Annotated in this window: 18 protein-coding genes; 8 read left to right on the plus strand and 10 right to left on the minus strand. The window is 63.9% G+C overall.

Annotated elements, in window-relative coordinates:
* The first annotated feature begins 167 nt into the window (after window positions 1–167).
* Window positions 168–527 (plus strand): c-type cytochrome, encoded by a 360-nt coding sequence (locus tag AQZ50_RS07225; protein WP_067744808.1) that lies wholly within the window; start codon window positions 168–170, stop codon window positions 525–527.
* A gap of 188 nt (window positions 528–715) precedes the next feature.
* Here the strand turns inward: AQZ50_RS07225 and AQZ50_RS20370 are convergent, their stop codons facing one another.
* Window positions 716–1,006 (minus strand): hypothetical protein, encoded by a 291-nt coding sequence (locus tag AQZ50_RS20370; RefSeq protein WP_156427266.1) that lies wholly within the window; start codon window positions 1,004–1,006, stop codon window positions 716–718.
* Between the two features lie 238 nt (window positions 1,007–1,244).
* On the opposite strand from AQZ50_RS20370, the gene AQZ50_RS07230 reads away from it, so the two are divergent.
* Window positions 1,245–1,613 (plus strand): hypothetical protein, encoded by a 369-nt coding sequence (locus AQZ50_RS07230; RefSeq protein WP_156427267.1) that lies wholly within the window; start codon window positions 1,245–1,247, stop codon window positions 1,611–1,613.
* 170 nt (window positions 1,614–1,783) lie between these two features.
* Here AQZ50_RS07230 and AQZ50_RS07235 read toward each other — a convergent pair whose 3' ends face one another.
* Both AQZ50_RS07235 and AQZ50_RS07240 read right to left on the minus strand, forming a co-directional pair.
* A complete protein-coding gene (locus tag AQZ50_RS07235) occupies window positions 1,784–3,196 on the minus strand; it encodes a hypothetical protein (protein ID WP_067744813.1) in 1,413 nt (470 codons plus the stop codon).
* Window positions 3,197–3,307: 111 nt separating this feature from the next.
* Window positions 3,308–4,276: a PQQ-dependent catabolism-associated beta-propeller protein gene (locus tag AQZ50_RS07240; protein WP_067744815.1), complete on the minus strand. Its 969-nt coding sequence runs from the start codon at window positions 4,274–4,276 to the stop codon at window positions 3,308–3,310.
* Between the two features lie 269 nt (window positions 4,277–4,545).
* Here AQZ50_RS07240 and pedF point away from each other — a divergent pair, with 269 nt between their 5' ends.
* From pedF to AQZ50_RS07260, 4 genes are all read left to right on the plus strand, one after another.
* Window positions 4,546–4,950 carry a cytochrome c-550 PedF gene (pedF, locus tag AQZ50_RS07245; RefSeq protein WP_231730175.1) on the plus strand — a complete coding sequence of 135 codons (405 nt, stop codon included), beginning with the start codon at window positions 4,546–4,548 and terminating at the stop codon, window positions 4,948–4,950.
* A complete protein-coding gene (locus AQZ50_RS07250; protein ID WP_369801395.1) occupies window positions 4,943–5,809 on the plus strand; it encodes a substrate-binding periplasmic protein in 867 nt (288 codons plus the stop codon). Before pedF ends, AQZ50_RS07250 begins: the two co-directional genes overlap by 8 nt.
* Window positions 5,810–5,945: 136 nt before the next feature.
* Complete coding sequence (locus AQZ50_RS07255; RefSeq protein ID WP_067744816.1) at window positions 5,946–7,712, plus strand: methanol/ethanol family PQQ-dependent dehydrogenase; 1,767 nt, start codon at window positions 5,946–5,948, stop codon at window positions 7,710–7,712.
* A 124-nt stretch (window positions 7,713–7,836) separates the two neighbouring features.
* A complete protein-coding gene (locus tag AQZ50_RS07260; RefSeq protein WP_369801397.1) occupies window positions 7,837–8,508 on the plus strand; it encodes a response regulator in 672 nt (223 codons plus the stop codon).
* A 13-nt stretch (window positions 8,509–8,521) separates the two neighbouring features.
* Here AQZ50_RS07260 and AQZ50_RS07265 read toward each other — a convergent pair whose 3' ends face one another.
* The 6 genes from AQZ50_RS07265 to AQZ50_RS07290 form a co-directional block, all read right to left on the minus strand.
* Window positions 8,522–10,807: a hybrid sensor histidine kinase/response regulator gene (locus AQZ50_RS07265; protein ID WP_067744818.1), complete on the minus strand. Its 2,286-nt coding sequence runs from the start codon at window positions 10,805–10,807 to the stop codon at window positions 8,522–8,524.
* On the minus strand, window positions 10,804–11,952 hold the full coding sequence (locus tag AQZ50_RS07270; protein WP_231730152.1) for an FIST N-terminal domain-containing protein: 1,149 nt from the start codon (window positions 11,950–11,952) through the stop codon (window positions 10,804–10,806). The genes AQZ50_RS07265 and AQZ50_RS07270 overlap by 4 nt, the downstream gene beginning before the upstream one ends.
* Window positions 11,953–12,157: 205 nt before the next feature.
* Window positions 12,158–12,601 (minus strand): DUF779 domain-containing protein, encoded by a 444-nt coding sequence (locus AQZ50_RS07275; protein ID WP_067744822.1) that lies wholly within the window; start codon window positions 12,599–12,601, stop codon window positions 12,158–12,160.
* The gene (locus AQZ50_RS07280) at window positions 12,564–12,884 is read right to left on the minus strand and encodes an EthD family reductase (protein WP_067744824.1); all 321 of its coding nucleotides are present in this window, start codon (window positions 12,882–12,884) and stop codon (window positions 12,564–12,566) included. The genes AQZ50_RS07275 and AQZ50_RS07280 overlap by 38 nt, the downstream gene beginning before the upstream one ends.
* Before the next feature lie 64 nt (window positions 12,885–12,948).
* Complete coding sequence (gene adh, locus AQZ50_RS07285; protein ID WP_067745358.1) at window positions 12,949–14,469, minus strand: aldehyde dehydrogenase; 1,521 nt, start codon at window positions 14,467–14,469, stop codon at window positions 12,949–12,951.
* A 110-nt stretch (window positions 14,470–14,579) separates the two neighbouring features.
* Window positions 14,580–15,146, minus strand: coding sequence for a rhodanese-like domain-containing protein (locus tag AQZ50_RS07290; RefSeq protein WP_067744827.1), 567 nt, complete (start codon window positions 15,144–15,146; stop codon window positions 14,580–14,582).
* 58 nt (window positions 15,147–15,204) lie between these two features.
* On the opposite strand from AQZ50_RS07290, the gene AQZ50_RS07295 reads away from it, so the two are divergent.
* Both AQZ50_RS07295 and AQZ50_RS07300 read left to right on the plus strand, forming a co-directional pair.
* Entirely contained in the window at window positions 15,205–15,957 is a 753-nt protein-coding gene (locus AQZ50_RS07295; RefSeq protein ID WP_067744829.1) for a quinoprotein dehydrogenase-associated SoxYZ-like carrier, read from the plus strand.
* A complete protein-coding gene (locus tag AQZ50_RS07300) occupies window positions 15,954–16,907 on the plus strand; it encodes a quinoprotein relay system zinc metallohydrolase 1 (protein WP_067744830.1) in 954 nt (317 codons plus the stop codon). The genes AQZ50_RS07295 and AQZ50_RS07300 overlap by 4 nt, the downstream gene beginning before the upstream one ends.
* 17 nt (window positions 16,908–16,924) lie before the next feature.
* On the opposite strand, the gene AQZ50_RS07305 is transcribed toward AQZ50_RS07300, so the two are convergent.
* On the minus strand, window positions 16,925–18,187 hold the full coding sequence (locus tag AQZ50_RS07305) for a DUF3422 family protein (protein WP_067744832.1): 1,263 nt from the start codon (window positions 18,185–18,187) through the stop codon (window positions 16,925–16,927).
* Window positions 18,188–18,286 lie beyond the last annotated feature (99 nt).

Here is an 18,286-nt window from a genome sequence, read left to right on the forward strand (position 1 = left end):
AACAAAAGTGAAATGTGTGAATGCCCCATCCCCTTCAGGGGAGGGACTTGAAAAGTTCTGATCAATGCACCTTGGGATAACCGGCCCAAAGTGCAATTTCACCCGATGCCGCCGCGTGCCACGCGGGGGACAGCCGATTTCGGTCTGTCCTTTTCGGGAGAATTCGCATGCCCTTGATCAAGTCGCTCGCGCTCGCCGGCAGCCTGGTTGCCTTTGGCGCCGCAGCGCATGCCGCGCCGCCGCCCGCGACCTTTGCCCGCTGCGCCGTCTGTCATAATGCCGAAAAGGGCGCCCCCGCCAAGATCGGCCCCAATCTGTGGGGCGTCTATGGCAAAAAGGCCGCCAGCAGCAGCTTCACCTATTCCGCCGCGCTCAAATCGGCCAAGCTGACCTGGAACGATGCCACGCTCGACAAGTGGCTGACCGGCCCGATGCAAATGGTCCCCGGCACCCTGATGTCCTTCCCCGGCCTCAAAGACCCCGCCAAACGCGCCGAAGTGATCGCCTGGCTCAAGACCCAGCACTGATCGCAGCGTACACCGCCGATCAAGGCCGTGCCGGACCTCCGGTGCGGCCTCTTTTTGCGCCCCGCCCCCTGCCCGGAATAAGTCGGCAACGTCGGACGATCCGGAACGGCAGCTTTGAAGAGCGGCGAGGCCGCGAGCTGCCGCTTCCCTTCTCCTGATCGACCGATTTTGATTTTAGGCGAAATAGCTCAGGAAACTCTTCTGAGCGCTTTGTCGAAGGCCAAACCACAGTCGCGACGCCAATTCGCGCGCGCCGCATCATTGAGATGCCGGTCAAGGCCATCGCCAAGAAACCCAAGGCCATCTTCAATCGCGTCAGCAAGCTGCCAGCGGAGGTGTGCCCCGCTCAGTCCGCTCTGGTAGGCATCGCGTAATGCCTCGCGGACAACTGCTGCCAGTGGAATGGCGTCGATATGCAATTCTACCGTAAAGCAAGCCGCTAGGCGGTCCAAGTCTATTGGTGTGTTCGTTGCGTCCATGATTCGAAGACTAGCAGATCACTCTCCAAACGTACATTATTTGACAATCGATAAATGTGAATAATTTCGAAACCCGCGATATTCCAGGAGGGGAAGCTCGTTGAGAAGGCCGTGTATGAAAGGCAGCTCGTGAGGCTCTCGCTTTGCTACCCAAATGACCGACTTGTTGGCGCAATTGGCCGGATACTAACGTACAGATGTTTGTGTTTTTTGATGGAGCTTTCGGGGGATTTCAAACATGTATCCGGTCATGCGGCAGAGCCTTGTCCTTGCAACCATAGTCCTTGCAGCGTGCCGATCGGGAGATTGGAAGCAGGCCGCTGCCGCCGATGGTATGGTACAAATCCGCGCTGATATCGGCGACGCTTCCGCCCGCTTTTCTGATGTGCAGGTGGTCGGCGATAGTCGAACAGGCCAGATATGCGGCAAGGTTCTGGCACATGACGTGTCGACTGGATTTGGAACGCCCGCGCGTTTTGTGGTCTATATAGATCATACCGCCGGCCCCTGGATCGAAGGCCAGCACGGGCGGGAGACCGTTACCGACAACAGGTTCGACTTTGCCTGGCAACATGACTGCGTGGACGAAGGTTGGCGGCAACCGTAAACCAGCCGAAGGCGGTTTATCGCTGATCCATGAATGGCCGACCGGTATCGGCCAAAGCACCCAGTGTCCGCAACGACTGAAATCGAGGGAAAATTGGCCACGCGGTGCAATTGCAAGCGAAGGGACCGGCAGCTTGCGCCACCGGCCCCGTTGTTTTGAATTCGCCTTGATCAGAAGAACAGGATGCCGCCCAGCGCGAGGGCGTCGCTCTTGGCTTCGTTGCCGTTGTGGGCGGTGGCGGTGGTGTGGGTGTATTCGCCGATCAGCGTGACCCAACTGGTCAGGCCATAGCGCAACTGGCCGACCGCGCTGGCGTTCTTGTCGACCAGCGTCGGATTGGCAATCGCGTCGGCGTCGTTGGCATAGTGCAGCAGGCTGGCGCCATAGCTGCCTGCGGCGGTGAACTTGCCCAGTGTGACCAGCGCCTGGAAATAATAGCCGTCGCTGCCGCGGCGGTTGCCAAAGGTATCGGTGTCAAACAAGTTGAGCACGGTCGTCCCGAGGCCGGTCGCTGTGTAGTAATAGCCCAGCAACTGCACCGGGCCCGCCGTGGCCTTGCCGCCGAAATCGAGCCCCTGCCCGGTGTACGAACCGCCGGTCACGACATCGTGCTTTTGCGTAATGCCCGAAACCCAGGTGTGCAGGCCCACGCCGCCCACTTTGCCGTCCCAGGTCAGCTTGCCCTGAAAACCGGGCTGACTGTTGGCCTGGGCGGGGCCGGACAGCGATTCCAGCGGCTGAAACACGCCGACCGACAGATGCAGACCGGCAAGACCCGGCGTCGTATAGGTGATCTGCGGCTGGAAATCGGTGTAGATATAGCCCACGCCGATGCGGCCGAGCGTGGTGTTGGCGGGCGCGACATTGCCGCCGGGCGAGCCCGAGGCGAGCAGCGTGATGTCATTGAGAATGGCGTCTGAGCCAAACAGGCCGATGTCGCGGCCGATTTTCACTTCGCCGAAATCGGGACGCGCGAATGTCAGGTAAGTCTGGCGGAAATCGATCCCCGATGTGGCGAGCGCAGTCGGTTGTCCGCCGTTGTTGGCGCCGAGCGCGCCATAGTTGGCGCTGTTGATCCCCGGATACATGCCGAAATGCGCGCCGACGTCCCAACCGCCCTGTTTGGTGGTCACATCGATCTTGAGGAAGCCCGGCAACAGGCCGTTGCGCACCGAGCTGACGCCATTGCTGCCGACATCGGCGACGCCGCCGACGACGGAAGTGTGGGCGCCCGGCGTCTGGGTGGCGTCATGGACATAGAACCCGTTGACCGAGCCCGAAAACTTGACCGTGGCGCCGCCGACTTCAAAGCCGATGCCGCTGTCGGATGCCTTGATCAATCGGCCCGATGCAGATTCGGCGACAGGCGCCGCGGTTGCCACAGGGGCGGGCGCGGGCGCGGCGGCCTTGGCCTCCTCGGCCTGTTCTTCCTTCATCAGGTCGGCATAGTCGTCGTCGGACAGAATGCCCTTGTCATGCAGGCGCTTGAGCAAGGCCTCGCTGGTGCCGGCATGCGCGCTCGTCGCCACCAGGCAAAGCGCCATCGCGGCGGCACAGCCACCGAAAATCCGTTTCGCAGACATTGGTATCCCCTCACTTCTTCCGCACGATCTGTGCTGGATTGCTGCGCACAATGCGTCGGCACGGCGAGGGTCGGAATTGGACTTTGGGCCCTGATACTTTGGACCAATAGCTTAGGGCGCGATCGCCACACCCCACGGCGATCCGCCCGCCGGAACGGTCGCAATCACGCTGCGCGCTGCGAGATCGACCACGCTGACATTGTCGGTCATGCCGTTGGCGACGATCGCGTGCTTGCCGTCGGGGGTGATCGCCAGGTGCCAGGGCCGCCCGCCGACGCGGACATAGCCCGTAACCGTCCGGCTTTGCACATCGACCAGCGCAATCTGGTTGGCCCGGCCCAGCGCGATCACCGCAAGGCGCCCGCCGTCGGTAAAGCGGATGCCGCAGGGCATGACTTTGTAGCTTTGCGTTTCGGGCGAGGCGAACGACAATGTCGCGGTGACTTTGCGTGTTGCGACATCGATGATCTGAACCACTTGCCCGGTTTCGTCGGCGACCCACAAATCCCGTCCATCGGGGGTGAATTCGACATGGCGCGGGCGGTGTGCGGTGGGCGTCTGGTCGATCGCCTTGCGCGTGGCGATGTCGATCCAGGACACGAAATGCTGGTCTTCGCTCGTCACCACCAGCCATTTTCCGTCGGGGCTTTCGGTTACGCCCTCGGGTTCGCGCCCGACCGGCACTTGCCAGGCGACTTCGCCTTTGGCGAGGTCGATCGCGGTGACGGCGGCATCGTCCTCATTGGACACATAAAGCATGCGCCCGTCGCGCGAGGGCCAGAATTGTTCCGGGTCTTGCCCCGAAGGCAGCGAGGCGATCAACCGCCCGCTCTGCCGGTCGCGCACTTCGACCGCGTTGTCGGTGCCGACCGCGACAAGGACTTTGGTGCCATCGCGCGACAGGGCGATGCCGCGCGGGCGCTGCCCCACCGGCCAGGTCGCAACGACCTTGTCGGCGGCAAGGTCGATCACCGTGACGCTGTTACCGCGCTCGTTGGAGACATAGGCCGTGCCCGCGCCCCCACTCTGCGCAAGAGCCGCGCCCCCGACACCGAGCGCCAACACGCTGCTCAACACCATGCTGCAAACCGGGCGGAGCGAAAGGGTGCACAAAACGGACATGCCAATCGTTATCCACTTACCGGCCAGACGGGCATACCGTACTAAGGTACAATGGGTTAGTATATGGCCCGTGCAGTATCGCGGATAACAGCAAGCATGCGATGTCTGACGGCGGCGCCGCGCCCGGCCCCGGCGGCGCGCCCATGGAGGAACCTGAAATGATCCGCAAGTTTACGCCGCCCAAGTTGTCGTTTCGGGCGTCGGCGCGTCTGATTCTGGCCAGCGCCATGGCGGTTGCCACGATCGGCATCAGCAGCCAGTTGCTGGCCCACGGCAATGTCACGCCGCAGCCGGTCGATACCAGCGCCCTGCCCGACATTCAGCCCGATAACGACACCTGGCTGACGCACAATCCCTATCGCGGCAATGCCAAGGCAATCGAGATCGGCGAATCCGCATTTGCCCAGAATTGCGCACGGTGTCATGGGCTTGGCGCCATTTCCGGCGGGATCGCGCCCGATCTGCGCTATCTCGAACTCGGCGACAGCGGCGACGAATGGTTCGTGCAGCGCTATCACCACGGATCGAGCCATGACGGCAAAGTCTATATGCCGCCGATGGGCGAAATCCTCGGCCAAAAGGCCGGCTGGGCGATCCGCGCCTGGCTCGAAACCAAGCACACCGATGAGTGACATCCTTTCCCGTCGCGCGCTGCTCGGCGGCGCGCTGGCGCTGGGCGGCGCTTCGCTGCTGCCCGCGCGGGTTGCAGCGGCGCCGCTTGCCAAAGTGCGCGAAATCGGCGCCCTGCGCATCGCGGTCTATGCCGATAATCGCCCCTGGTCGTGGGACGATCACGGCACGGTGCGCGGAATCGATGCCGATCTCGGTCGCGCGCTGGCGACGAAGCTGGGCGTGCGCGCCGATGTCGTCGCCTTCATGCCCGGCGATGATCTCGGCGCCGATTTCCGCAACACGGTCTGGCGCGGCGGGCTGCTCGGGTTTCAGGTCTGCGACGTGATGCTCCATGTCCCGTTCGATCATGATCTGATGATGAAAAACGACCAGGTGGCGATCGTCGCGCCCTATTATCGCGAAGGTTTCGCCATGGTCTGCGGCAACGAACAGAGCGATTGCGAAATTCTGCCCCCGCAGCTTCACGGGCGCAGGCTCGCGGCAGAAACCGCGTCTGTATCCGACGCCTATCTGGTCGGCGGATTCGGCGGCCTGCTGCGCAGCAACGTGCATCATTATCAGGGCGGTTACGAAGCGGCCGAGGCCGTGGCCAAGGGCGATGCCGACGCCGCGCTTGCCACGCGGGCGCAAGTCGAATCCGTGCTGCACGACTATCCCGGCAAGGACTTGCATCGGCGCAAGGGGCCGATCCCGGCGATGGTTTCGCCCGGATGGGACATTGCCATGGCGGTCAAGGACAACAGCCGGACTCTGGGCGACGCGCTCGAAACGATCGTCGCCGACATGATCAGGAGCGGCGAGATGGCGTCGCTGTTTGGCGGCCACGGCGTCGAATGGCATGCGGCCATCGCTGCCTGATAGGTCTAAGGTTCAATTGCTGACCCCGTCACTTCGCATAGGGTCGGTCCATAAGGCGATCAGGGGGGCAGTCCCGCGCCTTGCGTCATCTTTAGCCGCAACATCAAGGGGGCGGCAAAGTCACAGGAGAGCTTGCATGAAATCGAGATTGAAGCGCGGCCTCGGCGGTCTGGCCCTCGGCAGCCTGACAATGACATGCGCGATTGCGCTCTCGGCACCGGCAATCGCCGCCGACGGCCCGACCAGCCAGGACATCCTCAACGACGCGCAATCGACCGGCGACGTGCTCAGCTATGGCATGGGGCCATGGGCACAGCGCTTCAGCCCGATGACGCAGCTCAATTCGGACAACGTCAAGGGGCTCGTGCCCGTGTTTGCCTCGTCGCTGGGCGGGGAAAAGCAGCGCGGCCAGGAATCGCAGCCGATCGTCTATGACGGCACGATCTATGTCACCGGCTCTTACTCACGCGTCTTTGCCTTTGATTCGCGCACCGGCGAAAAGAAGTGGGAATACGACGCGCGCCTGCCCGACGGAATCATGCCGTGCTGCGACGTGGTCAACCGGGGCGCTGCGATCCATGGCGACAAGATCATTTTCGCCACGCTCGATGCCCATCTGATCGCGCTCAATCGCCACACCGGCAAAGTCATCTGGAACAAGACCATCGCCGATTATCAGGCGGGCTATTCGGCCACCGCCGCGCCGATGATCGTCAAGGACATGGTGATCTACGGCAATTCCGGCGGCGAGTTCGGCATTGTCGGCCGCGCCGAAGCGCGCGATGTCAACACCGGCGAGCTGATCTGGTCGCGCCCCACGGTCGAAGGCAACATGGGCACGCTCCATGGCCAGGACAACGGGATCACCGGCAAGCTCAATGCCACCTGGCCCGGCGACATGTGGAAGACCGGCGGCGGCGCCACCTGGCTGGGCGGCACCTATGATCCGGGCACCAACCTGATCTACATGGGCACCGGCAATCCGGGCCCGTGGAACAGCAACATGCGCCCCGGCGACAATCTCTATACCGCCTCGACGCTGGCGATCGATCCCGATACCGGCACGATCAAGTGGCATTACCAGACCACCCCGCACGACGGCTGGGACTTTGACGGCGTCAACGAATTCATCCCGTTTGACGCGACGATCAACGGCAAGCCGATGAAGCTTGGCGCCAAGGCCGACCGCAACGGCTATTTCTTCGTGCTCGACCGGACCAACGGCAAGTTCGTCAGCGCCAACAAGTTCGTCATGCAGACGACCTGGGCCAATGGCTACAATCCCAAGACCGGGCGCCCCAACTTCATCGACGATAACCGTCCGGGCGCGCCCAACGGCGCCGAAAAGGGCAAGTCGGTGTTTGCCTCGCCCAGCTTCCTGGGCGGCAAGAACTGGATGCCGATGGCCTATTCGCAAGCGACCGGGCTGTTCTACATCCCGTCGAACGACTGGGGCATGGACATCTGGAACGAGCCGATCACCTATAAAAAGGGTGCGGCCTATCTCGGCGCGGAATTCACGATCAAGCCGATCGCGCCCGATCACATCGGCGCGCTGCGCGCGATGGACCCGACGACCGGCAAGATCGTGTGGGAATACAAGAACAAGGCCCCGCTGTGGGGCGGCGTGTTGACCACCGCCGGCAATCTCGTGTTCACCGGCACGCCCGAAGGCTATCTGAAGGCGTTTGACGCCAGGACGGGCCAGGAACTGTGGAAATTCCAGACCGGTTCGGGCGTCGTCGGCTCGCCGATCACCTGGGAACAGGACGGCGAACAATACGTCGCGGTCATGTCCGGCTGGGGCGGCGCGGTGCCGCTGTGGGGCGGCGAAGTTGCCAAGACATTCAAGGAAATCAGCCAGGGCGGTTCGCTCTGGGTGTTCAAACTGCCCAAGCACTAAAAAAGTCGCGCGCCCGCTCTCCCGACCGGGAGAGCGGGTAACGACGCACTTTTGCTGTCGCATCGTTTATCGCAAAAAACCGGTTCCCACTTTTTTGCACGATGCTTACGTGGAAACACAGGCTATGCTCAGCGCGTTCAACGACAGGATGACGGGCGTGCCGATGGAGCGGGTACTGATTGTCGACGATCATTCGCTGGTGCGCGACGGATTGCGCAGCCTGCTCGAAATCAGCTTTCCCGACTGCGATATTCTGGAGGCCGGTGCGCTGGCCGAGGCGGTAGCCGCGCTGCAGACCGCAGGCGAAGTGGACATGGTCCTGCTCGACCTCAACATTCCCGACGTCTCGCGCTTTTCCGGGCTCAATACGCTGCGCGATGCCTTTCCCAGCATTCCCGTGGTGATGGTTTCAGGCGCGCTGGACCGCAACACCGTGCGCGAGGCGCTGGCCGCAGGGGCCGCCGGGTTCATTCCCAAATCCTTGAAACGCAACGAGATCATCGAAGCGCTCAAGCAAGTGCTCGAAGGGGAGATCTATATCCCCAGCGTGCTCGATCAGGATAACGACGCCGCGCGCGAAGAAGCCTCGATCCTCGGCCGCATCGAAGCGCTGACCCCGCAACAGAAAGTCGTGCTGCGCCATCTCGTCAATGGCAAGCTCAACAAGCAGATCGCCTATGAACTCGATGTCTCGATGACCACGGTCAAGGCGCATGTCTCGGCGATCCTGCAAAAACTGAGCGCCTATTCGCGTACCCAGGCGGTGATCCTGGCGAACCGGGTCGGTTTTCACTGAACGTCGGACGCAATCAGCTCATCAACGTTCGCATCAGCGCGCGCAATTGCGCCGGTTTGACCGGCTTGTGCAACATGGCAAGGCCCGCGCCCTGCACTTTCGCTTTCACTTCTTCGCTGCGATCGGCGGAAATGATCAGCGCGGGCGTGCGCGTGCCCAGACGATCGCGCAGCGCAGCGATAGCGTCATCGCCCAATTGACCGTCATCGAGATGATAGTCGGCGATGATCAACGCCGGCGGCCATGACGCGGGCGGAGCCCCCCCCTGCGCGATCTGGCCCTGCGCGATCTGGCCCTGCGCAATCTGACCCTGCGCGATGCGGGCTGTCAGCGCGTCGAGCGAAGGCGCGGTCAGCACGCGATAGGACCAGCGTTCGAGCAGCGCCTCCATCCCCTGAAGAATGGCCGGATCGTTATCGAGGATCAACACGCTGCCGCCGCCACCGACGTCTTCGTGGCGTTCGCGGCCACGCGCCACCGGCGATGCTTCGCGCAAGCGCTCGCCCAGCGGCACCCACACCGCGAATTGCGACCCCTCGCCCGGCACGGATGACACTTCGACCCTGTGCCCCAGCGCTTCGCTGGCGCGCTTGACGATGGCGAGGCCGAGGCCGTTTCCGGCCGGGCCCCGATCATGCGAAAGGCGGCGGAATTCTTCAAAGATCGTGACGAAATGTTCAGGCGCGATCCCTCGCCCGGTATCGCTGACCGCGATCCGCGCAAAGCCGTCGTGCGCGGTGACTTCGACGACGACTTCGCCCTGGCGCGTATAGCGCAGCGCATTCGATACGAAATTCTGCAGGATGCGGCGCAGCATGCGCACGTCGGAGCGCACCCACAGCCCGCTGTCGGGAATGCGCAAATTCAGCCCCGCCTGTTTGGCAGGCGTGGCAAATTCGATGCGCAGCGCACCGAGCATGCGGTCGATTTCGATCGAGCCGATCTCGGGCTTGACCGCACCGGCATCGAGCCGCGAAATTTCAAACAACGCTTCCAGCAATTCCTCGACCGAATCCAGGGCAACCCCGGTCTGGCGCACGAGCGCCCGCGTCGGCAAAGCCAGCCGTCGCTCGCTCAACGCCGCGACAAACAGCCGCGCGGCGTTGAGCGGCTGCAGCAGGTCGTGGCTCGCCGCCGCCAGAAAGCTGGTCTTTGAGCGGTTGGCGACTTCGGCAGCGGTCTTGGCCGCGAGCAACTGTCCCTCGACCACACGACGCTCGGCCACTTCGGCCTCAAGCGCGCGGGTGCGTTCGGCAACCCGCCGTTCGAGCGTTTCGGCCGCCTCGCGCAAAGTGCGTTCGTAAAGCGCGCGATCAGTCACATCGTCAAAGCTGTAGGCCATGCCCCCCGACTGGATCGGAGTGGAACGGATCTCGACCACCCGATCGCCCAGCCGCCCCGTCGCCGCGCGGCGGTCCCCCGGCCCGGCACGCCAGCACAGGATGTCTTCATCGAGCCCCATCGCGCTGCAATGCGTGACCAGTCCGTCGTGCAGCGCAATCGCGCCGTGATCGTCCGTCGGCAGCCCCAAAAGGAGCGCAAGCCCGCCGTTATAAACCTGAAGCGCGCCTTCACGGTCATAGAGGCACACGCCCTCTGACAGGGTATCGAGCGTTGCCTGAAGCGCGAGGTTGTGTTCGGCCAATTGGCGGGCATGCTGGCGCGCTTCTTCGACTTTGACCCCGGTAATGTCGGTATAGATCCCGACAACGCCGCCTTCCGAGGTGCGCATCTCGTTGATCTGAAACCAGCGACCGTCGGCCAGCGCCTGAATATGTATGCCGCGCGCATGGGTATGCCGCGCGAGCCGCTCTGCCACCCAGCGATCGGGCGACACCATCGAACCGATCGTGCGCCGCCCGCGCGCGACGGCCTGCGCCAGCTCGCTGAAGCGCGCATCGTCGTCGAGATCGGCGAGTTCGGGCCATAGCTTGCGAAACGCGGTGTTCGACATGACCAGCCGGTCGTCGGCATCATAGAGCGCAAACCCGTCGGTCAGCGATTCGATCGCATCGCGCAAACGCGTGCGCATCGATTCCGCCGCGCTGTGGGCCTCGGCAATATCGGCATTGGCGCGCGACAATTGTGCAAGCGCCGCTTCGAGTGCCATCGTCCGGTCGCGCACCAGCGCTTCGAGCGTGATCGCGGTCTCGAACATCGAAAAGGCACTGCCCTCAAAGGAACTCGCCCGCTCGACCCGATCGATCAGCGCGGCATTGATCACTTCAAGCTGTTCGACCCGCGCCTTGAGCGCGGTCACCTCATCCGTTGCGGAAAGCAGGCCGGCGGGCGCGCTCATCGTCCGATGGCGAGCCCGCTCAGCGTCTGGTTGATATGCGCGGCACGAAACTGTTCGCCATAGGTGTTGAACCCGACGACCCCGCGTCGGCTGTAAAGTTGCGACACGGCGCCCGACAACTGCCGACTTTCGGCATCGATGCGGTTGAGCACGCAATCGAACGCGATGACATGATCGATCCCGCCGACATCGCTGTCGATCTGGTCGAACAGCGTTTCCAACTGGCTCAGCCGATCGAGCGGCTGCCCCACGGTCAGCACCACGCCGCTGTCGATCGCGCAATAGAAGGTCAGGCTGCCATCGGGATTGACCGACTGGATCGCGCGCACATAATGGCCGCCGCCGGCGCGGACCATCGGCGGATGCGCCGCGAAAAAGGCGGAATTCAGCGGCTCGCCGACAAAACCCGGCGACGTGCCACCGGCGACGCGGCGGTATTCGTCTGCGGCAGGGCGGGCATTGATTTCATGGACGACGCGGGCATTGGGATCGGCCGCAGTCACCACCATCTTTTCCGCGCCGGGCACATAATGCTGCGCGCTGAACGCATGCAAGGGGCGGCGGCTGGCCAGCATGACCACCACCGCCGCATCGGTCAGGAAGCGGTCGCCGACAAGAATCCCGGTTTCGCGAAACAGCATGCCATCGCCCGAAGATCCGCCGACCAGCAGAGTCTGGCCCAGCGCTTCCTGCACGGTCATCGCCAGCAATTCCTCGCGATGCGACAGGCCGTCGACCAGGAACAGCGCGGCCTGATTGGCAAAGCCGTCGACCGCCAGCGCATCGCGATTGATCAGGCCCGCCATGGCGCGAATGGCGCGCGCCCCGCTTGCCGGGTCGAAATGGTCGAGATCGTCGAAGCAATGCACCGCCATGCGAAAGCTTTCCGCCGGAAAGCCGATGAACACGACGCAATCCTCGTCATAGCCGCGATCGCTGAGTTCGCCCGCACTCGTGCAGCCCACCAAGGGCACATCCCCGACCGCGCGCGCAATCGCACCGGCAAGCGGCTGTCGAACAAAACGATGCGAACAGAATACGATAGCGCCCGCGAGTGCGCGCCCGTCCAGCCCTCGGGCCAGATCACGAGCCACCGCATCCGCATCACCGCAGCGCGACGTTATGACGATCAGATCGTCGTCCACGCAGGACTTTGCCAAGCTATCCTCTCCCGCAGCTTGCGACTTGTTGCCGCCTTGATCGCCCCTGCCCGCTCTTTGGCGGATTGCATCATGGGCGATGCCAGCCTTAGCCCCGGAAAACGCCGCTTGATAGGCCAGGCGGACAAATGCCTATGTCAGGCTGTCTCGGCAATGGAACAGCGGGCTCTGGGGAACGGGAACAGTGCGCTCAGGCGTCCGATCCGCGCGGCGGCTCTCCCGCGCTGACAAGAAGGTCGACTTCGGCATCGTCGAACAGGCGCGCGCGGGCGATAAAGCGCATGTCTTCGCTCGTTTCCAGACTCATCCCCGCCGCGCGCCCCGGCGCGGCATCGAGGACCAATTGGCTGTAACGCCAACAGGCAAACTGCGCCTCGCCGATCCAGACCGGCGTATCACCCGCAATGCACCCCAGCAGGACATCACCCGCGCCAACGCGAAATTCACCACGCAGGAAACACATCGGCGCCGATCCGTCGCAACATCCGCTAGACTGATGCAACATGATCGGCCCATGCCGCGCAATCAGCGCAGCAATCAGCGCCTCGGCCGCCGGCGTCGCAACGACGCGCGGCGGCGCGAGGGTCCGGTCCGGCTCAGCCAACCGCACCGACCAGCACCGTGACCCCGCCATCGGCAAAGTTGGCAATGTCGGCAGTCGTCGCCTGACCTTCGGGCGATCCGAGCGAGGCAGCCATGGCCGCAGCATCGGTAAAGAACAGTTGCGCCACGCGGTAATACGCCGGTTTTGACCCATCGGGCCCGGGCAGCCCCTTGATCAGCACCGCGCGGTCGATGCCCTTGACTTTACCGACCAGCGGCATGTGCGTCTGTTCGTAATAGGCTTCGAACGCCGCCGGATCGCTGGGTTCGTTATAGAGCACGGTCACCACGACCGCACCGGTTGCATCAGACATCGTTTTCTCCCGACAGGCTTGGCGGCGCGAAACGGGCCTTCCCCCGATCCGCGCCGCATGGGGATCAGAAGAACCCGAGCTTTTTCGGGCTGTAGCTGACCAGCATGTTCTTCGTCTGCTGATAATGGTCAAGCATCATCTTGTGCGTTTCGCGCCCGATGCCCGATTGCTTGTACCCGCCGAACGCGGCGTGGGCGGGATAGGCATGATAGCAATTGGTCCACACCCGCCCGGCCTGGATCGCCCGGCCAAAGCGATAGCAGGTGTTGGCGTCGCGGCTCCACACCCCGGCGCCAAGGCCAAAGGCCGTGTCGTTGGCGATGGCCAGCGCTTCTTCCTCGGTGCGGAAAGTGGTCACCGAGAGGACGGGACCAAAGATTTCCTCCTGGAAAATCCGCATCTTGTTGTGCCCCTTGAGCACGGTCGGGGTAACGTAATAGCCCTCGGCCAGATCGCCGCCATGGACCGCGCGCGCGCCGCCGGTCAGCACTTGCGCACCTTCACCGCGCCCGATGTCGATATACGAGAGGATCTTTTGCAGCTGCTCGTTCGAAGCCTGCGCGCCGATCATCGTCGAGGGATCGAGCGGATTGCCCATCTTGATCGCCTCGACCCGCGCGATGGCCCGCTCCATAAAGCGGTCATAGATCGATTCATGGATCAGCGCGCGGCTCGGGCACGTGCAGACTTCGCCCTGGTTGAGCGCGAACATGGCAAAGCCTTCGAGCGCCTTGTCGAAGAAATCGTCGTCATGCGCGGCGACGTCGGCAAAGAAGATGTTCGGGCTCTTGCCGCCCAGTTCCAGCGTCACCGGAATGAGATTTTCGCTGGCATATTGCATGATCAGCCGACCGGTCGAGGTTTCGCCGGTAAATGCGATCTTGGCAATGCGCTTGCTGGTGGCAAGCGGCTTGCCCGCTTCGAGGCCAAAGCCGTTGACGATGTTGAGCACGCCTTCAGGCAGAATGTCGGCAATCAGTTCGGCCAGCACGAGGATCGACATCGGCGTCTGTTCGGCGGGCTTGAGCACGACACAGTTGCCCGCCGCAATCGCCGGAGCCAGCTTCCACGCGGCCATCAGGATCGGAAAGTTCCACGGAATGATCTGCCCGACAACGCCGAGCGGTTCGTGAAAGTGATAACCGACGGTATCGACATCGATTTCCGAAATCGAGCCTTCCTGCGCGCGGATGCAGCCGGCGAAATAGCGGAAATGGTCGATCGCGAGCGGAATGTCGGCGGCCATGGTTTCACGGATCGGCTTGCCGTTGTCGATCGTTTCGACCAGCGCGAGCAGATCGAGATTGGCCTCCAGCCGGTCGGCAATCCGCAACATGACATTCGAGCGTTCGCCGGGCGCGGTGCTGCCCCATCCGGGGCTCGCCTTGTGCGCAGCATCGAGCGCGGCCTCGATGTCTTCGGCCGTACCGCGCGCCACCTGACACACCGGCTTTCCGGTCACGGGCGACAGATTGTCAAAATATTGCCCGCGCACCGGGGCGACCCAGCGACCGCCGATGAAATGGTCAAAGCGCTCCTTGATCAGCGACTTGCCGGCGAACTTGGCCAAGGCCTCTTGCAGCATCGAACTCTCCTGAACCATGCGCCGTCGCAGCATTCCCGACGGGCGCGATACACCACGCCAATTTGCGCGGGCCCACTGCAGGCGCCAATTGTACCTTGGAACGAGGGCGATCAGGACGATTGCGGAGTGACACCGACGAGCGCGCGGCCCGCGTCGTGCCAGCCGTCGATCCCTTCGGGCAGCCAAAAGACACCCGCCACGCCCGCGCGGGCCAATCGCCGCGCGGCATTCCAGCTCATCCAGCAATCGGCGCGGCAAAACACCACGATCGGCCCATGCGGATGATCGCGCCGCCATGCCGCGACATGCTCCGCCAGCGCGCGCCACAACGCGGGATCGACCGGCACGCGTCCGGTTTCGGGGAACCACAAGGCGCCCGGAATCGTCTCGTGCGGCTCGGCCAGAGACCAGTGACCATCGGCATCGCGCACCGCACCTTCGGCAGGCAGGACATCGAGGAACAGGCCATCCGCGCCCAACGCCAGCGCCGTCGCCATGGCCATGCGCGCCGCCGGGTCCGGCAACCGGTCGATCACGGCGCGATAGCGCGCGCAGCGATAGCCCTCAGCATCGAACAGCGCGTCCCGGGCGCACGCATCCCGCGCAAGGACAGCCAGCAGGGCCGCCCCCGCGATGACGGCACGTCGGCTCAGCCCGGTCTTGTGCAAATCGCTCATGCCTTCTCCCTTGGACCTATTTTACAAGGTCGCGACACAGTCTACATAGGCTCTTGGTATGAGAGGATGGAAAACAGGCTCGGCGCTGATCGCGCTCCTGGCGGGTGTCGCGCATGCGGCCACCCCGCCCGATCCGCTGCATTCCCCGATGTGGGACATGCAGGCCGAACGGCTGTTTGGCCACGACACCGTCACCTTCGATCCGCGCGTGCGGATGTCCGTGCCGATGCTGGCGGAAAACCAGCATGTCTTTCCCCTGACGCTCGACGCGCGCGCCCTGCCCCATGTCCGGCGCATCGTCGTGCTGGTCGATCTCGATCCGATTCCGGTGCCGATCGATTTCGCGCCGGGCAAGGCCGCGCCCTGGCTGGCCTTGCGCATCAAGCTCGATCAGCGCACGCCGGTTCGCGTCGCCGCGCAAACCGATGATGGCGTCTGGCATGTCACCGGGGTCTGGGTCGATGCGGCAGGCGGCGGCTGCTCGGCCCCGCCCGCCAGCCGCGCGCGCGGCGATTGGGCCGATCATCTGGGCGAAGTGCGCGGCGCGGTCTGGCATACGGCAGAGGCGACCCGGCTGCGTTTTTCGGTGCGTCATCCGATGGATACCGGGCTGGTCGACAATATCCCCGCCTACAATCTCGAAACCGTGCGCATTACCGCAGGCGGCGAAGACATCGCGCGCTTGACCGTGTCGGGCTCTGTCTCGGAAGATCCGGCGTTCACGCTGCTGCTGCCCGCGAACGAGATGCGACCGATCGCGATCGCCATGCGCGACAGCAACGGGCGTGAATTTTCAGGCCGCCTGCCATGACGCTGTGGTCGCGGCGGCATGCCCTGGGCGCGCTGGGCGCCGCCGCACTGTGCGGAACCGCGCGCGCAGAACGCTTTGCCGGGCATTACCAACCGCAGGCAGACCTGCTGGCCGACGGCGTCTGGGTGGTGCGCGGCAGCGATGCGCCGATCGGCTTCGACAATGGCGGGGCGATTGCCAACAGCGTCATTCTGGCAAGCGAAGCCGGGCCGATCCTGTTCGATTGCGGCCCCTCGCAACGCTATGGCGCGGACCTGTCCGCGCTGGCGCGGCGCCTGACCGGAAAAGCGCCCGCACTCGTCCTGATCAGTCATCTTCACCCCGATCACGCGCTGGGTGCCTCTGCATTCGATCCCGCGCTGGTCGGCGCCTTGCCCGGCACGATTGCAGACATCGAACGCGACGAGCCCGGCATGTCGGATGCGATGTTCCGCATGCTCGCCGACTGGATGCGCGATACGCGGCTGGTCCTGCCGGGGCGGCGCCTCGCGCCCGGCGCGCTGACGATCGGCGGGCGGCGCCTGACGCTTTATGCCATGCGCGGACACAGCGGCTGCGACCTGGTGGTCAAGGATGAGCAAAGCGGCGTGTTGCTCGCCGGAGATCTGGTGTTTCATGACCGTGCGCCTGCGACGCCGCATGCCGACCTCGCGCAATGGCGCGCCTCGCTCGATCAGCTCAGCGCCATTCCACACGGTTTGTTGGTGCCGGGGCACGGCCCGGTCGATCGCGACGGCAGCGCGATTGCCCAGACGCGCGACTGGCTGACCTGGCTCGATGGCGCGCTGCATCAGGCGGCGGCGCAAGGGCTCGACATGACCGAGGCGGGCGACATGCCGATCCCGGCGCGGTTCGCCGCGATGGCCGCCGCGCGCTATGAACTGCAACGCAGCGTCAGCCATTTCTATCCGGCCATCGAAGCCGCCCTGCTGCCGCGTATCGACGGATAATCCGGCCCATTGCGCGATCAATGCCTGCCGAGCAACCGGTGCTTCATGCGGTGCAGACCCCACCACATGCCACCTGTCACCACCGGGACCAGACCGCCGATCCACAGCGCCGCATCGATCCGGGGATTGGCATGTTCGGCCGCCTTGAGCATAGTGCCGATCAGGCCGATGCCGTAATAGCTCAGCGCCACCACCGACAGCCCCTCGACCAGTTGTTGCAGGCGCAATTGCAGGCTTGATGAACGTTCCATCGATTCGAGCAGGCGCGCATTCTGGTTTTCGATCCGCGTCTCGATCCGCGTGCGCAACAAAGCGGCAAACCGGTCGGCGCGCTGCGACAGTTCGTCGACCCTCCGGACATGCGCCGAACACGTGCGCACCGCGGGCAAAAGGCGCCGCTGCGTAAAATCGGTCAGCGAGGGATAGCCCGCAATCGCGCGCGGCGCGCAATCGTCGAGCCGTTCCTCCACCAGCCGCGCATAGGCCTGGGTCGCGCTCATCCGAAACCCGCCGCGCGTCGACAGCGCCATCAGATCGAGCGACAGCGCCGAAACATGATCGAGCAGCATGTCGTCGGTTACATCGGGCCGCGCCACTTCATTCGCCAGTTCGCTGAGCGCCTGCTCGATCCCCCCGAGTTCGCCCCAGGCCGCTTGCGCCACCGGCAGCCCCATCAGCGCCAGATTGCGATAATTGCCCAATTCCTGCAACCGCTGCACCAGCCGCGACAGATCCCCCGGCGCAAGGTCGGGCGCGGCAATCAGCAAATGGCCAAAGCCCCCCGCGCCAATGCGGAAATCCGACCAGATCCGGACCCGACCGATCGCCTGATCACCCAGGTGGCAACTGACCATGTCGCTGTCGACGAAGCCGATGGTCGGCAGCATCGCCTCGGCCTCGGCCTCGCTGCCGACAATCGCGATCCGCGTTGCGCGCAAGGTCTCGCCCGGAAACGCCGCCGCCCAGTCGAGCGCCGGATGCCTGTCGAAATCCGGCCCAATCGCGAGAGAATCGACAAACAGCGTCAACCCGCTGGCTTCGCTATGGGCTTCCCACACGAACGGCACACCGGCGATCACGCCCTGGCAATGGCGCGGATTATCCGAAGGTTCGAGCGTCGCAACCCCATTGCCCAACACCGCGCGCTCCGCGAGGCGCGTCGGTTCATCGACCAGTCGCAACACCTGAATCACCACCATCGGCGCACGCAGCGCCGGCCAGCGACGCAAATGCATCTCGCCCACCACCTGCCGACGCAACGGATGTTCTCGGAAACCCATTTCACACCCCCTCACCGTGCCGCCAAACAAGGACACAAACCCGCGCCGCCCGCAATGGTGCTTTCGACCAGTATCAGCGAAAAACCGCACCGCCGCGGG

It is taken from the genome of Novosphingobium sp. Fuku2-ISO-50 (assembly GCF_001519055.1).
Classification (GTDB): Bacteria; Pseudomonadota; Alphaproteobacteria; order Sphingomonadales; family Sphingomonadaceae; genus Novosphingobium.

What these genes read in the sequence shown, in the direction of transcription:
- AQZ50_RS07225 (WP_067744808.1), top strand. Translation starts at nt 168, where the DNA reads ATGCCCTTGATCAAGTCGCTCGCGCTCGCCGGCAGCCTGGTTGCCTTT.
- AQZ50_RS20370 (WP_156427266.1), bottom strand. Translation starts at nt 1,006, where the DNA reads ATGGACGCAACGAACACACCAATAGACTTGGACCGCCTAGCGGCTTGC.
- AQZ50_RS07230 (WP_156427267.1), top strand. Translation starts at nt 1,245, where the DNA reads ATGTATCCGGTCATGCGGCAGAGCCTTGTCCTTGCAACCATAGTCCTT.
- AQZ50_RS07235 (WP_067744813.1), bottom strand. Translation starts at nt 3,196, where the DNA reads ATGTCTGCGAAACGGATTTTCGGTGGCTGTGCCGCCGCGATGGCGCTT.
- AQZ50_RS07240 (WP_067744815.1), bottom strand. Translation starts at nt 4,276, where the DNA reads ATGGTGTTGAGCAGCGTGTTGGCGCTCGGTGTCGGGGGCGCGGCTCTT.
- pedF (WP_231730175.1), top strand. Translation starts at nt 4,546, where the DNA reads ATGGCGGTTGCCACGATCGGCATCAGCAGCCAGTTGCTGGCCCACGGC.
- AQZ50_RS07250 (WP_369801395.1), top strand. Translation starts at nt 4,943, where the DNA reads ATGAGTGACATCCTTTCCCGTCGCGCGCTGCTCGGCGGCGCGCTGGCG.
- AQZ50_RS07255 (WP_067744816.1), top strand. Translation starts at nt 5,946, where the DNA reads ATGAAATCGAGATTGAAGCGCGGCCTCGGCGGTCTGGCCCTCGGCAGC.
- AQZ50_RS07260 (WP_369801397.1), top strand. Translation starts at nt 7,837, where the DNA reads ATGCTCAGCGCGTTCAACGACAGGATGACGGGCGTGCCGATGGAGCGG.
- AQZ50_RS07265 (WP_067744818.1), bottom strand. Translation starts at nt 10,807, where the DNA reads ATGAGCGCGCCCGCCGGCCTGCTTTCCGCAACGGATGAGGTGACCGCG.
- AQZ50_RS07275 (WP_067744822.1), bottom strand. Translation starts at nt 12,601, where the DNA reads ATGGCGGGGTCACGGTGCTGGTCGGTGCGGTTGGCTGAGCCGGACCGG.
- AQZ50_RS07280 (WP_067744824.1), bottom strand. Translation starts at nt 12,884, where the DNA reads ATGTCTGATGCAACCGGTGCGGTCGTGGTGACCGTGCTCTATAACGAA.
- adh (WP_067745358.1), bottom strand. Translation starts at nt 14,469, where the DNA reads ATGCTGCAAGAGGCCTTGGCCAAGTTCGCCGGCAAGTCGCTGATCAAG.
- AQZ50_RS07290 (WP_067744827.1), bottom strand. Translation starts at nt 15,146, where the DNA reads ATGAGCGATTTGCACAAGACCGGGCTGAGCCGACGTGCCGTCATCGCG.
- AQZ50_RS07295 (WP_067744829.1), top strand. Translation starts at nt 15,205, where the DNA reads ATGAGAGGATGGAAAACAGGCTCGGCGCTGATCGCGCTCCTGGCGGGT.
- AQZ50_RS07300 (WP_067744830.1), top strand. Translation starts at nt 15,954, where the DNA reads ATGACGCTGTGGTCGCGGCGGCATGCCCTGGGCGCGCTGGGCGCCGCC.
- AQZ50_RS07305 (WP_067744832.1), bottom strand. Translation starts at nt 18,187, where the DNA reads ATGGGTTTCCGAGAACATCCGTTGCGTCGGCAGGTGGTGGGCGAGATG.